Raw genomic sequence first — 13,424 nt, 5'->3', positions numbered from 1 at the left:
CTAGTCAAAAATCGAAAGACGGCCGTCGGCCAGAACCATGCGCCGGGCGTCCACTTGTTCCAGCAAAGCAATATCGTGAGTTGCAATGACAACGGAAGTGCCAAGTTTGTTCAATTCAATAAAAAGACGCAACAGCCGGCGGGCAAGGGGCGGGTCAACGTTCCCCGTTGGCTCATCTGCCAACAGGACTTCCGGTCGGGTGATCAGCGCTCTGGCTATGGCGGCACGCTGTTTCTCGCCACCCGACAGGACCGGCGGCAAAACGTGCATTCTGTCTCCCAGTCCGACCCACCTCAAAAGATCGATCACGTCCGACCTGTATTCGGATTCATCCTTGCCGATTACCCTCAGGGGCAAGGCCACATTTTCATAAGTCGTCAAATGATCCAGCAGACGGAAGTCCTGGAAAACCACGCCGATCTTGCGGCGCAGTTTCGGCAGCTCCTGTTTGTCGATCACGCTCAGGTCACGATTGAAAACCTTGATCAGTCCACGGGTCGGACGCAGCGACATGAACAGCAGTCTGATCAGGCTGGTTTTGCCGGCACCCGAAGGCCCGGTCAGAAACTGAAAGGACTGCGGTTCGATCTGGAAGGTCAGGTCCTGCAGGATCTCAGGCCCCATACCGTATCTCAATCCGACATTTTCGAAGCGGATCACAAAATTGACTCCTGTTGATGGACAGACGCTATAGCCAGCCCGTTAACGGTGCATTAATCATATAAATGTCCATTGGGGAATGGATCTATATGAAGAGATAGACATGGCACCGGATCTGCTGGCTTTTGTCCAAAAATTCCTGCCGGACTTCCGTCTCACGGGTTATGTAAGAAAACCTTCAGAGCATGCCATGGCGAAAGGTCTTCGCGCATGAAGATCAAATGTCCGGACTGCAGTACGTCCTACGAGATCAAGGCAGAGGCGCTCGGCCCCAAGGGGAGAAGCGTCAAATGCGCAAAGTGCGGCAATCGCTGGCACGTTTCGCCGAACCCCGAAGAGGAGGAAGGCACCGTCGACTTCAAGCCTGGAGCCGCTGAAACCTCCAAAACGCCTGAAGTGGATGGAAAATCTTCGGAGAAGGACGAAGCGGACTGGGAAGCCGACGCGACGGAAGAAACCGGTATCGCCGGCACTGATGAAGGGGAAGATGACCCCGATCCGGTCAGCGAAGAAGAAGACATTGCGGATTTCACGCCGCCTCCGGCGACTTCACGCGCCAGTGTCGACGAAGAAAAATACGCCGCCGACCTTGCAAATGAAAGCAACGAACCCGACGACGCCCCGAGTGAGGATATTGAATCTCACGCCAAGCGGCCGAAGATCATCGTCAACCCGAACAAGTTCCGGCGAAATCACATCGGGGCAATTCTGAACTGGATGTTTCGGCGCAACTATCGGCGCATTGGCGGCATAGCCCTGTTCGGCGTGGCTCTCGCGGCATGTGTTTTCTTTGTCCTGATGCGCGACAACATCGTCAAACAATCCCCCGACCTTGCAAGCCTTTTCCAGATGATCGGCCTTGACGTGAACCTGCGAGGCCTGGAATTCCGCAACCTGAGAACCTTCACGGAAATCGAAGACGGCAAGCGGGTTCTCGTCGTGGAAGGATCGATCCGCAATCTATTGAGTGAAAACAACACCGTTCCGGGTGTTCGCCTGTCAATTCGCAACTCGGATTTGCAGGAAATTTACGCCTGGACTGTAGAGCCCCGGACAAAATCGTTAAACGGGCTTGACGAAACCCGGTTTAGAACGATCTTAGCCGATCCACCTGAAACCGCATCCGACATCCAGGTACGATTTGTCGACCGCGGCAAACGCCAGATAGTTCTCGAGTGACCATGACCGCCAATATCCACACTTTGTTCGACGAAGACGCAATTGCGCAGCGGGTTTTTGCGCTCGCCGAAGAAATTGCAGAGGGAAAACCGCAGAAACTGCTCGTGGTTGCCGTGCTCAAGGGCAGCTTCATTTTCGCAGCGGATCTGGTCCGCGCCATGCACCGGGTCGGTCTGGAGCCGGAAATGGAGTTCATCCACCTTTCTTCCTACGGTGCCGGCACGGAGGGATCGGAAAATATCCGTATTTTGCGTGATGTCGAAAGTGACGTTAACGACCGCGATATAATTTTGGTGGATGATATCCTTGAATCCGGCCGCACGCTCAACTTCGCACGTGAGCGATTGAAAAAACGGGGAGCCCGTTCGGTCAAGGTCGCGGCGTTGCTGGATAAACCGGAGCGCCGCAAAGCTGCCATATCTGCCGATTATGTGGGATTTGCCTGTCCTGATAAGTTTGTCGTCGGATATGGTATGGATATGGGCCACGCTTGGCGGCAGTTGCCCTTTATTGGATACGTCGTTCCGTCTGAAGAGACTGCGGCAGACGGCAATACAGGAGAGTGAGCATGGCTCGCATTCTTCTCACCGAAGATGATGAAGCTGTCCGCAGCTTCGTGAAGCGCGCGCTGGAGCTTGACGGGCATTCAGTGGAAGTGGCGGAAGACGGCGGCGAAGCCGTTGAAACACTGACCCGTGAAAAAGGCAGCTACGACCTACTATTGTCCGACATCAAGATGCCGGTGATGGACGGTATTGCCCTCGCGCTGCATTCAGCCCGCGATTACCCGGACCTGCCGATACTGCTGATGACCGGCTTTGCCGATCAGCGGGAGCGCGCAAACGGACTGGACGCGCTGGTGCATGACATCATCACGAAGCCATTTTCTCTTGCCGATATCCGCAGGGCCGTCCGCGAAGCAATCGCGGGCGAACTGCCGCAGGAGACCCGCCGCTACGCCTGAACGCATAAAAGCTGTGGAAAGACGAACCGATTAGACCCCGCCACCGGCGGGGTTTTTTGATGCACTAACCGCACTCAATACCGCTTAAGCAAACGCTCCAGATAGTCGAGTTCCAGTTTCGGACGGGACGGATCCGAGAACCGGCGGCGCAGTTCTTCAAGAATACGCCTTGCACGCTGAACGTCGATTTCATCCGGGATCTGGACCCGGTTGTTGAAGTCGGGCCCTTCCGTCCGGCGCGGGCGGCCCAGAGGATCCTCATCCAGCGGCGCAGGACCGCTTGGCGAACCGGCCCCCTGACCCTGGCCCATCATTTGCTCGGTCAGGCCCTGTGCGCCTCTTCTGAGCGCGTCCAGCGCATTTCCTTGCTGACCAAGGGCTTGTTCGCCCTGGCCTTCACCAAGGGACTCCTGAGCCTGCCCCATGGACTCTCCGGCTTCACCAAGGGCTTCGTTTTCTCCCATGCCGTTCTGACCCAGCTGATCCATGAGCTGCTGCAGCTGCTGCGCCAGATTGCCCTGACCTTGCTGCAACTGCTCCAGCATCTGCTCCAGCTGCTCCTGGGTCAGCTGCTGTCCCTGACCCTGCTGCTCGCCCTGCTGGCGCTGACCGCGGCGCTGCTGTTGCTGATCCTGGTTGAAACGGTGGGTCTCATCCATAAGCTGCTGCTGACGCTGGATCATTTCGCCCAGCTGATTGAGCATTTCCATCATTTCGTTGTTCATGCCGTTGGGCATCATCTGCGGCCGCCCGGCCTGCAGGTTCTCCAGCATCTGCTGCATTTGCGCCAGAAGTTCGCGCGCGGCATCGCGGGAACCCGTCCGCGCCAGTTCTTCGATCCGATCCAGCATGTCGCTCAGATCCTGCTGGCTGAGCGTTTGCTGATTTCCGTCGAACGGCTGCATTGCCTGTGGATTCTGGCGCATCTGCTCGGCCAGAGCCTGCATGTATTCGTTCAGCGCTTCTCGAAGCTGCTGGGTAAGCTTGGCGATCTCTTCATCGCTCGCCCCCTCTTCGAGAGCTTTGCGCAAGGCTTCCTGGGCATCGCGCAGCTTCCGTTCGGCGGCGGACAGGTCTCCATCCTCGATCGAGAGAGCCAGGTCCCACAAAAGCGGCAACATTGCCTTGAGCTCATCGTCCGTCTGCGCCTTGACGAGAAGTCCGTAGGCAAAGCGCATGCCGAGATAATTGCGGGGTTTGAAGTTGAACAGCTCCGGCGCCAGCATCAAGGCGTCCATTGCCATGATCACCTGAGCATGGTTGTGCGCATCAAGGGCAAGATTGCGCCGCTGTTCCACCACAGCACGTGCAAGCGGTTTGCTGAACCTTCTTTGCGGCAATGTGATCCTGTAGGCAGGGGAAACGCCTTCCTGACCCGCCTGATCCCGTGCCATCAGCGTCAGATCGACTTCCGATCCTGCCCAGGGATGCGACGTCAGATCACGAATGGTTTCCGCTGTCTTGGCGGTTCCGGCCCGCGGTGGCAGCGACAGGGGAAATTGCGGCGCGTCGACAAGCGGCCTGGGCACACGGTCCTTGTGCTCCGGATCAGGCAGCGGCGTAATCCGCCCTTCGGCGGCGATCACGCCATAATCGTCATTCACGAGATAAGAAAATTTCAGCGCACCGCTGAGCTGCGGCTCCGGATCGTCCACCAGTCTGATTTCCGGTGCATCATCCGGGCGCACGGCAAAAACGAAGCTCAACAGGCGCTCTTCGCCGTTCAGAAGCTCGACAATGCCTGTCGTATCGAGCTTGAGACGACGTTCGACCGGAAGAAGCTGTTCCAGATCAGGATCTTGCCCTTCCTTGCCTGCTTCAGGTTGGATGAACTGAGGTTTTTCATCCTCCGCGCTGGCAAAGGTCATGGTCAGATTGCCAGAGCCTTGCGTCCTGACAACCAGAATAGAGCCTTCCGGAACCGAGACCGGAGCACCGGGGTCGCGCAATTGCGCACTTTCGCCGGTCAAGTAGATAGGCGGCTCGCTGGTATAAAGCGGTGGCGTGACCCAGGCATCGAGACGACTGGGCGGTTCCACCGTTTTGAACGGGTTCTGAAAGGCAGAAGCAAGCCTGCCGCCATAGTCGCCGCTGGCGGTTGAAAACCCGATAACAAGCAAGCTTGCGGCCAAAACCCTGAGCGCCCAGGGGTCGCGGCGATAGGCTTGCGGATCGGGGGCTTTTGAGCGGATCTCGGCAACGGCTTCGGCGGTCCTGCGCTGATGCAGCTCCCAGATCGCCCGGCTCTGTGGATCTTCGGCGCCAACCGACAGATCATCTTCAAGAGTGGTCAAGGGGCGATGATCGAACCCGGATGCCCTTTCAACCCGGCCGAGTGCATCTTCCCGAGACGGCCAGGACAATCGGAACAGATCGCGTGCCGCCCAGACCGCGGCAACAGCAAAACCAATCACTCCGAGCGGACCGGCCCAGGCAGGCAGAACCAGCCAAAGACCGACCCAGGAAAGCCCGACAAACAGCCCGATAACAACAAGGACAGGTAACAGCGCACGCCAGAAACGCTCGACGAACAGTGCCCATCGGCTTTGGCGCACAAGCCTGTCCAGGCGGTTCCTGATAAGGGCCCGCCAACCAAATGGCTCTGGAGTTACATGCCGGCCGGAATCCTGTTTGCTGTCATCTGCGCTCAAAGGCACCTCCGGTTCATATCCTGTAACTGCCGCTCACTCGTGAGCAACAGCCAGAAGGATCTGCCCTCCACCTAATAAGGTGAGGCATTGGAGGCGTTGGGGCAACCTGTCGGAACAACTATTTGTCGACAGGTGATGTCACGAACCCTTGAGCCAGTCGGGAATCCGGTCGAGACCGATCAGCTCCTCAAACGTCGTCCGCGGACGGATGACTGCAAATTGATCAGCGTTTACGAGGACTTCCGGGACCAGCAAACGGGAATTGTAGGTGTTGGACTGAACCGCACCATATGCACCTGCCGAATAAACCGCCAGCATGTCGCCGGCCTCGACCCTCGGCATATCCCGGTCCTGAGCCAGAAAATCACCTGTTTCGCAAACCGGACCGACGATATCGGCCTTGATTCGCTCCGCATCTCGGTTTTCTTCCCTTACCGGCCGCACTTCATGATGGGCTTCGTAAAGCGTTGGCCGGATCAGGTCATTCATGGCGCCGTCGACAATCACGAAAGTCTTGTCGGCCCCATCCTTCACGTAGATCACCCTGGTCACCAGAATACCGGCGTTTCCGGCAATCAGACGTCCCGGTTCGAACATGACCTTGCAGTCCAGCTGCCGTACATGTTTTTTCACCACTTCCGCATAAGCATCCGGATGTGGAGGCGGGTCATTGTCAGTGACATAGGGGATACCCAGGCCACCGCCGAGGTCGACGTGATCAATCTTGTGACCTTCGCCGCGCAAGTCGGTGATCAGCTCACCAAGGCGCGCAAAGGCATTGTCGAACGGCTCCAGCTCCGTGATCTGGGAACCGATATGCATGTCGATACCGGTAACCTGAATTCCGGGCAGTTTTGCTGCAACCGCGTAAACCTCCCTGGCACGCTGCCAGGGAATACCGAACTTGTTTTCAGCCTTGCCTGTGGCAATCTTTGCGTGGGTCTTGGCATCGACATCCGGGTTGATCCGCATGGAAACCCGAGCGGTCTTGCCCATTTCGCTCGCAACCCGCGAAAGCTGGTGCAGCTCCGGTTCAGATTCGATATTGAAGCACAGGATATCTTCTTGAAGACCATAAGCCTGTTCCGCTTCGGTCTTGCCGACACCTGAAAAGACGATCTTGTCAGCAGGTACGCCGGCCGCCCGGGCACGACGCAGTTCACCTTCCGAGACAACATCCATGCCGGCCCCCAGCTGAGCCAGCGTCGCCAGCACCGCCTGGTTTGAATTTGCCTTCATGGCATAGCAGACCAGCGAGGGAATATCGTCAAAGGCGGACGAGAACACCTGATAGTGCCGCGTGAGCGTCGCCGTGGAATAGCAGTAAAACGGCGTGCCGACTTCGCGCGCAATCTTTTCGATTGCAACATCCTCTGCGAACAACTCGCCATTCTTGTAATCAAAGTGATGCACGGGACACCCTCACGCAGCCGATGCGCAGCACGTTTTTCGCGATGCGCCGGTATTGTTATTGAATCAGGAAGTCCAGGAAGAACGGTTTATCGTCCTCCGGCTGTTCCGGTGGCTCGCTCGCGGCAACCACCGCCGGATCCGCACCGGCATCGGCAGACGGCGTCGGGGCTCTCGGATCGTCCAGGCTGCCCTTCCGACCGCATCCGGCCAGTGTCAGGCTCAGGCAGAGACTGATCAGCGCCACAGTTTTGAAGCGGGTCATCATCACCATATAGGCCCTTCCGGAATGGTTTTCCTGTTTCACATGAATCAGGAAAATCGATCGTTCCCTCATACCGAAGCCGCTTCACACCGTATTGGGCGTGGAACATTCGGCAAAATTGCTCGTTGATTCTTCTCCTCGCATGACAGACGGAATTCGGCAAGGCCAGTTGCACCTGTCATGCGAAGATTGTCGGGCCGACTTCGACCGATTGTTGCTGCAATCAGTCTTTCGCAAGCTCTTTCAGCCAGCGCCGCGCCTGCTTGCGGACATTGACCGGAGAGGTTCCGCCGTAGCTGGTCCGGCTGCGGACGGATTTGTCCACCGACAGAACCGAGAAAACTTCCTCGGTGATCCGGGGGTCCACCTCCTGCATCTCTTCCAGCGAAACCTTGTGAAGTTCGATGCCCTTCTCCACGGCGATACCAACGATGCGGCCCGTAACATGGTGCGCGTCGCGGAACGGCATGCCAAGCACACGCACAAGCCAGTCGGCGAGATCGGTTGCTGTCGAATAACCGGACCCAGCGGCTTTTTTCAACGCCTTGGTGACCGGCTCCAGGTCGCGGACCATGCCCGTCATGGCCGCAAGTGCAAGCGAAACGCTGGCCAGACCGTCAAAAGCCTGTTCCTTGTCTTCCTGCATGTCCTTCGAGTAGGCGAGGGGCAAGCCCTTCATCATCACCAGCAGAGCCTGAAGTGAACCGTAGATACGGCCGGTCTTTGCACGAACGAGTTCGGCAGCATCCGGATTTTTCTTCTGCGGCATGATCGACGAACCGGTCGAAAACTTGTCCGACAGCTTGACGAAACCGAACTGTGCGGAACACCAGACAACGATCTCCTCCGCCAGACGGGACAGGTGCATGGCGGTCAGGGAGGCGGCAGCAACCGCTTCAATGACAAAATCACGGTCGGACACCGCGTCGAGCGAATTGGCGCTCGGCCGATCGAACCCAAGCGCTTCCGCCGTCATTTTCCGGTCGATCGGAAACGACGTTCCGGCAAGAGCCGCTGCACCGAGCGGACACTCGTTCATGCGCTTGCGCGCGTCACGGACGCGGCCACGATCGCGTGCGAACATCTCGACATAGGCCAGAAGATGGTGGCCGAAAGTCACCGGTTGGGCGGACTGCAAATGAGTGAAACCGGGCATCACATCGGCTGCATGGGCCTCTGCCTTTTCCGCCAGTACCTGCATCAGCTCGCTCAACTGTTCATCCAGCGTGTCCAGCGTATCACGCACCCAGAGGCGGAAATCGGTTGCCACCTGATCGTTTCGGGAACGCGCCGTGTGCAGCCGACCGGCAGCCGGACCGATCAGTTCGGCAAGACGCGCCTCGATATTCATATGAATATCTTCAAGTGCCCTGGAAAACTTGAATTCGCCGCTTTCGATTTCTGACAGGATTGTGTCTAGACCTTGAACGATCTTGTCGGCATCGTCCCGCGTCACAATGTCTTTTTCCGCGAGCATGCGCACATGGGCTTTCGAGCCGTCGATGTCCTGTTTATATAGCTTACGGTCGTAGTCGATGGAGGCGTTGATTTCCTCCATGATGGCGTCCGGTCCTTCAGCGAACCGGCCTCCCCACATGCGATTGCTCATGTCCTGTCCTTTAAAAGGCGCCCCTTGCGAGGTGTGAACGAATGACGAAGCCAAATGAACCCGCTAAACGCTCCAAACGCGGCATTGTCGCCGCAGGACTAGCAGGTGCAGTAGCCGCTGTAGCGGCTCTATACGTGATCGTTGGTCCCAATGGCAATATTGCCGAAGCGCAAAGCTGTTCGGCGGCTCTCGCAGCAGCCAAACAGGCCAAGCCGTTTGCCAAGGGTGACGTGGCTGCTTTTCTGCCGGCAAGTCAGCCTCTCGACCTGAAGGCGCTCACATTCAAGGGACCGGACGACAACCCGCTTACACTCGCCGATTTCAAGGACAAGACGGTTCTTTTGAACCTTTGGGCGACATGGTGCGCACCTTGCCGCGAAGAGATGCCGGCTCTGGATCAACTCCAGGCCGATCTTGGTGGTCAGAATTTCGAAGTGGTCGCGGTTAACCTCGACCGGGGCGGACCGGAGAAACCGAAGGCGTTTCTGGACGAAATCGGCGTCAGCCACCTGACCTACTATCAGGACAGTTCAAACGGTCTGCTGAAAGACTTGAGAAAGGTCGCGCGAGCTACCGGATTGCCGACGACAATCCTGGTCGATCCGGAAGGCTGCGAAATCGGCACCATGTACGGCCCTGCCGAATGGGCATCAGGCGAGGCAAAAGATCTGATCAACAATGCAATGAAAAAGGATGGAGCCTGAGGCTCTCCAAGTCGGGCAGGTGATCCGACCAGGTCTTGATGACAGAACGACTGACACAGATCCCGGGCAATCATCATCAGCCCGGGAATGAAGTTGGGTCTGCGCGGCCATTGCGAATCTGCTCAACCTTGCAAAACCCAAAAAGAAAGAGAAATCAGACGGTTATGTCTACCGCTTCCCCGAGACCCGGGATCTTGCGTGCTTCGCGACGCTGCTGTTCCTGATTTGCCTGTGCTTCATTCAGGCGTTCGGCGACCTGACGCTCCTGGTCGTTTTGATCCTTGATAGCATTGGCCGCAAGCTCACTGCGCACTTTCGCGGCATCAACAGCCGCTGAAGAAGACATGCTGCCGGAAACACTCGCCATACTCTTTACTCCTTTGGCGCGAACGAAAACTGTTCGTCAAACGGATATGTCGACCTGACCTCCCAGACCGTTCTGCGGATTGCCGGACTCAGCCCGGTTCTCGAGCGTCTCGGCCTGACGGACCAGGTTTTCCGCACGGTTTGCGCTGAATTGAGCCTGCCGTTGAACAGTCTCGGCAACAGCTTCAGACTGGCGGGCCCTGATCGCTTCGGCCTGCTCAGCAACCTTTTCCGTACGCGATATGCTCAGCGAAGGCTGGAACACTTGAGTGGTTCCACTTCCTACTGCTTCAGACATCGTCTGTTCCAATCTTCGGATACGACATTGAAGCTAATTTTTATCCCATGCTTGCGCTTAATGGGTAAACATCGGAAGTTACTTCAAGTTTTGATTTGAGAATTACTTTTTTGATCTATCAAATTTTCTTAAAATTCAAATTTTAATCAGGTAAGTCACTGAAATTGATTGAATTATTTTCTGATCTCTCGACAAGAAACACTCAAACTTTCCCTTGAGGAAGACGTCGACAACGACAAGCAAGCATGTAACCGGCAAGGAGAAATTACTCCGGTTTAACATTCGCAGCGGATGAAAGACGCATTTTCAGTGGGTTTTCAAGTCGGCCTTACCGTCGAGACCTGAGCAAATCAGGGTGTTGAGGCTATCGCGTGAAGTTGAAATCATCGCAATTGCTCAGGATCACGCGGTCACGTCGACCTGCGTGCCAAGGCCCGGAGGGGGAGCGGCTTGAGCTGATTGAAGGTTCTCAGCACCTTCCTGGAGCAGCGCCACCAGATTGGCTTCCTGCTGAGCCGCCATCTTCATCATCTCGGACTGAAGCGCCTGGCTGGTTTGAGCCTGGGTCGTCGCAGCATATGTGCTGGCAATTCCAACGCTATCCATTGCAGTCTCCTGAATACAGGAAGACCCTACTCCCCTGCCCTTAAGCAAGCGTTAACGAAAACTTACCTGCAGACAAAAAAGTTTACGCATTCCTTGAACCCAGCGCCTTGCGCCGGACCTTGCCGGAAGCCGTTCGGGGAAGTCGATCGACGATCCTGTAGTCCTTTGGCCGCTTGTATTCAGCAAGGCTTCTGGTCGCAAAACCGGCAAGCTCATTGATATCGAAAGTATCGAGGTCGTGCGGGACCACAAAAGCCGTGATCAGGCTGACGCCCGAGCGAACAGAGACCTCCGTCACGGCAATTTCCTGCACATCCGGATGTGCCGACAGGGCCCGCTCGACCTCTTCAGGCGCAACCCGGTACCCGAATGAATTCATCAGGTCGTCCGCGCGCCCCTGATACCAGATGTATCCGTCATCATCTTCCTGCGCCCGGTCTCCAGTCAAAAACCAGTCGCCCCGAAACGCATCACGGGTTTCTTCTGGCCGGTTCCAGTAACCAAGCATCAGCCCCGGCTCTTCGCGATGGACTGCCAGAAGCCCGGTCTCGTTGCCTTGAGCCAGAACCGCTGTGTCGCCTTTCTCGCTCAGAATGGCAACCTTTCTGCCTTTCTGTGGTTTGCCCGGAGACCCCGGCCTGACCGCAACATTCGGACCACTGGACAGATATGTCGAGATCTCGCTCATGCCGAGAGCTTCGAAGAGCTCGCGGCCTGTCCGGTCTTTCCATTCCTGATAAAGGCCTGCTGGAAGCGCTTCTCCAGCGGTCAATCCATGCCGGAGCGACGGAAACGAAGCAGGGACGACATTGCCGTATTTCAGCAGGCGCCGGTAAAGGCTGGGAACGGCTGCGAACAAGGTTGCCTTGCTGGCCTCGATGATCCGTGGCCAGACGTCAGGATCGCGAGGCCCGTCGTAGACGATGCTGGTCGCCCCGTTGGCCCAGGGATCCATAAGCCCGACCCCCAGGGTGTAGGTCCAGTTGAAAGCACCGGCGTGGAGCAGCCTGTCGGCAGGTGTGATGCCGTACCAGCCCTGATACATGGGTTTTCTGGCGGCGGCTGCCCGGTGTGCATGGAGCACTCCCTTGGGCTGGCCACTCGTACCGGAGGTGTAAATGAGAAATGCGGGATCATCGTCGCCAGTTTGCACGAATTCGCCCGGAGCGAACTTCTTGAGGTCCTCGATACCATCGGGCCCCAGCAGCGGAACTCCGGCATCTACGGGAACGATCGTGACGCCGTCATGCAACACCAGACCGGCTGCGCTGTCGGTCAGGATGGATGAAACTTCCGAGGCTGTCAGCTGCGCTGACGTCGGGACCGGAACGAAGCCACCGGCAATCGCACCGAAAAAGAGAAGCGGAAAATCACTGGAATGACCGATCCTGAGGAGGATCCTGTCACCGGATTGCAAACCGGTGGCCCGAAGTCCCGATGCAATGGAAAGGACAGTGTTATTGAGTTGTCCGAAGGTCCATTCTTCAAGGACCTTGCCATCAGCGCCAACCACCTCCAACGCCGTTTTCTCCGGATCCGGAGCGGCGTTGGCAAGACAGTAATGCGCAAGGTTCATATGCGTTATCGTGTCGGAACCGGATGTTCACCGCGGTAGTCGTAGAAGCCGCGCTGCGTCTTCCGGCCCAGCCAACCGGCTTCAACATATTTTACCAGCAGCGGACACGGACGGTATTTGGTATCCGCAAGACCTTCGTACAGCACCTGCATGATCGACAGGCAGGTATCCAGGCCGATGAAATCAGCAAGTTGCAACGGTCCCATCGGGTGGTTCGCCCCGAGACGCATGGCCTTGTCGATGGATTCAACAGAACCGACGCCTTCATAAAGCGTGTAGATGGCTTCGTTGATCATTGGCAGCAGAATGCGATTGACCATGAATGCCGGAAAATCTTCGGCAACCGCAATTTGCTTGCCCAGACGGTCGCAGAAGGTCTTCGACGCTTCAAATGTTTCGTCCTCGGTTGCGATACCGCGCACGAGTTCGACAAGCTCCATCAGGGGCACCGGGTTCATGAAATGGATACCGATGAAGCGCTCCGGACGATCCGTTGTCGCCGCAAGCCGCGTGATGGAGATGGAAGAGGTGTTGGTTGCCAGAATGGCTTCCGGCTTCAGAATCGGGCAAAGCTGCGAGAAAATCTTGCGTTTGATCTGCTCGTTTTCGACAGCGGATTCGATCACGAGGTCAGCGTCACTCAGTAGGTCGAGGTCTTCCGCTGGTTTGATCCTGTCGAGGGCGGCGTTGCGTGCTTCTTCTGTGATCAGGGATTTGGAAACCTGACGGGCCATGTTTCCGTTGATCGATGCCAGACCGGACTCGATCCGCTCCATTGAAATGTCGCTCAATCCCACGTCGAAGCCTGCAAGCGCACACACATGTGCAATGCCGCTGCCCATCTGACCAGCGCCAATAATACCGACTTTTTTGATTTCGACAGCCATCCTGAAAAATCCGATCTCTTACAAACACCCCGACGGGCCCGGTTGCCGCTATTTTTGGCAAGTCTTACGCCAAACGGCAAGGACCCCGGAGCGAAAACTATTACTCGCTCCGGGGTCCGTGATCAATTTGCCGCAGGTCTTATTCGACGGCAGCCTTCAATTCGGGCAGCACCTCGAACAGATCGGCGACGAGACCGTAGTCTGCCACCTGGAAGATCGGGGCTTCTTCGTCCTTGTTGATCGCGACGA

General features: G+C 56.8%; 14 protein-coding genes and 1 pseudogene. 4 read left to right on the top strand and 11 right to left on the bottom strand.

Going from position 1 to position 13,424, the window contains the following annotated elements; all coding sequences use genetic code 11:
• A complete protein-coding gene (gene ftsE / locus ABLQ08_RS30295; RefSeq protein ID WP_352950325.1) occupies positions 1-660 on the bottom strand; it encodes a cell division ATP-binding protein FtsE in 660 nt (219 codons plus the stop codon).
• A 210-nt stretch (positions 661-870) separates the two neighbouring features.
• Here ftsE and ABLQ08_RS30290 point away from each other — a divergent pair, with 210 nt between their 5' ends.
• The 3 genes from ABLQ08_RS30290 to ABLQ08_RS30280 are packed head-to-tail and all read left to right on the top strand — an operon-like array spanning position 871 to position 2,803.
• Entirely contained in the window at positions 871-1,839 is a 969-nt protein-coding gene (locus ABLQ08_RS30290) for an MJ0042-type zinc finger domain-containing protein (RefSeq protein ID WP_352950323.1), read from the top strand.
• A 2-nt stretch (positions 1,840-1,841) separates the two neighbouring features.
• Positions 1,842-2,405: a hypoxanthine phosphoribosyltransferase gene (hpt, locus tag ABLQ08_RS30285; protein WP_352950321.1), complete on the top strand. Its 564-nt coding sequence runs from the start codon at positions 1,842-1,844 to the stop codon at positions 2,403-2,405.
• A 2-nt stretch (positions 2,406-2,407) separates the two neighbouring features.
• Entirely contained in the window at positions 2,408-2,803 is a 396-nt protein-coding gene (locus ABLQ08_RS30280) for a response regulator (RefSeq protein ID WP_352950319.1), read from the top strand.
• 74 nt (positions 2,804-2,877) lie between these two features.
• Here ABLQ08_RS30280 and ABLQ08_RS30275 read toward each other — a convergent pair whose 3' ends face one another.
• From ABLQ08_RS30275 to argH, 4 genes are all read right to left on the bottom strand, one after another.
• Positions 2,878-5,460, bottom strand: a complete 2,583-nt coding sequence (locus ABLQ08_RS30275) for a TIGR02302 family protein (protein ID WP_417714970.1) — start codon at positions 5,458-5,460, stop codon at positions 2,878-2,880.
• A 132-nt stretch (positions 5,461-5,592) separates the two neighbouring features.
• Positions 5,593-6,867: a diaminopimelate decarboxylase gene (gene lysA / locus ABLQ08_RS30270; RefSeq protein WP_352950315.1), complete on the bottom strand. Its 1,275-nt coding sequence runs from the start codon at positions 6,865-6,867 to the stop codon at positions 5,593-5,595.
• 55 nt (positions 6,868-6,922) lie between these two features.
• Positions 6,923-7,201, bottom strand: coding sequence for an LPS translocon maturation chaperone LptM (gene lptM / locus ABLQ08_RS30265; RefSeq protein WP_352950313.1), 279 nt, complete (start codon positions 7,199-7,201; stop codon positions 6,923-6,925).
• 151 nt (positions 7,202-7,352) lie between these two features.
• Positions 7,353-8,738: an argininosuccinate lyase gene (gene argH / locus ABLQ08_RS30260; RefSeq protein ID WP_352950311.1), complete on the bottom strand. Its 1,386-nt coding sequence runs from the start codon at positions 8,736-8,738 to the stop codon at positions 7,353-7,355.
• 41 nt (positions 8,739-8,779) lie between these two features.
• On the opposite strand from argH, the gene tlpA reads away from it, so the two are divergent.
• Positions 8,780-9,442, top strand: a complete 663-nt coding sequence (gene tlpA, locus ABLQ08_RS30255; protein WP_352950310.1) for a thiol:disulfide interchange protein TlpA — start codon at positions 8,780-8,782, stop codon at positions 9,440-9,442.
• Positions 9,443-9,596: 154 nt separating this feature from the next.
• Here tlpA and ABLQ08_RS30250 read toward each other — a convergent pair whose 3' ends face one another.
• The 6 genes and pseudogenes from ABLQ08_RS30250 to ABLQ08_RS30225 form a co-directional block, all read right to left on the bottom strand.
• The gene (locus ABLQ08_RS30250) at positions 9,597-9,809 is read right to left on the bottom strand and encodes a hypothetical protein (RefSeq protein WP_352950308.1); all 213 of its coding nucleotides are present in this window, start codon (positions 9,807-9,809) and stop codon (positions 9,597-9,599) included.
• Positions 9,810-9,845: 36 nt separating this feature from the next.
• Positions 9,846-10,106 carry a hypothetical protein gene (locus ABLQ08_RS30245; RefSeq protein ID WP_352950306.1) on the bottom strand — a complete coding sequence of 87 codons (261 nt, stop codon included), beginning with the start codon at positions 10,104-10,106 and terminating at the stop codon, positions 9,846-9,848.
• A gap of 402 nt (positions 10,107-10,508) precedes the next feature.
• Positions 10,509-10,712, bottom strand: coding sequence for a putative motility protein (locus ABLQ08_RS30240; RefSeq protein WP_352950304.1), 204 nt, complete (start codon positions 10,710-10,712; stop codon positions 10,509-10,511).
• Positions 10,713-10,794: 82 nt separating this feature from the next.
• The gene (locus ABLQ08_RS30235; RefSeq protein ID WP_352950302.1) at positions 10,795-12,288 is read right to left on the bottom strand and encodes a class I adenylate-forming enzyme family protein; all 1,494 of its coding nucleotides are present in this window, start codon (positions 12,286-12,288) and stop codon (positions 10,795-10,797) included.
• 5 nt (positions 12,289-12,293) lie between these two features.
• Complete coding sequence (locus tag ABLQ08_RS30230) at positions 12,294-13,175, bottom strand: 3-hydroxybutyryl-CoA dehydrogenase (RefSeq protein ID WP_352950300.1); 882 nt, start codon at positions 13,173-13,175, stop codon at positions 12,294-12,296.
• A gap of 139 nt (positions 13,176-13,314) precedes the next feature.
• A pseudogene (locus ABLQ08_RS30225) lies at positions 13,315-13,424 on the bottom strand (electron transfer flavoprotein subunit alpha/FixB family protein); the annotation flags it as partial.

This window comes from Roseibium sp. SCP14 (assembly GCF_040329475.1).
Classification (GTDB): domain Bacteria; phylum Pseudomonadota; class Alphaproteobacteria; order Rhizobiales; family Stappiaceae; genus Roseibium.
The sequence above is the reverse complement of the archived record's forward strand: the minus strand, read 5'-3'. Positions and strand labels throughout refer to the sequence as shown.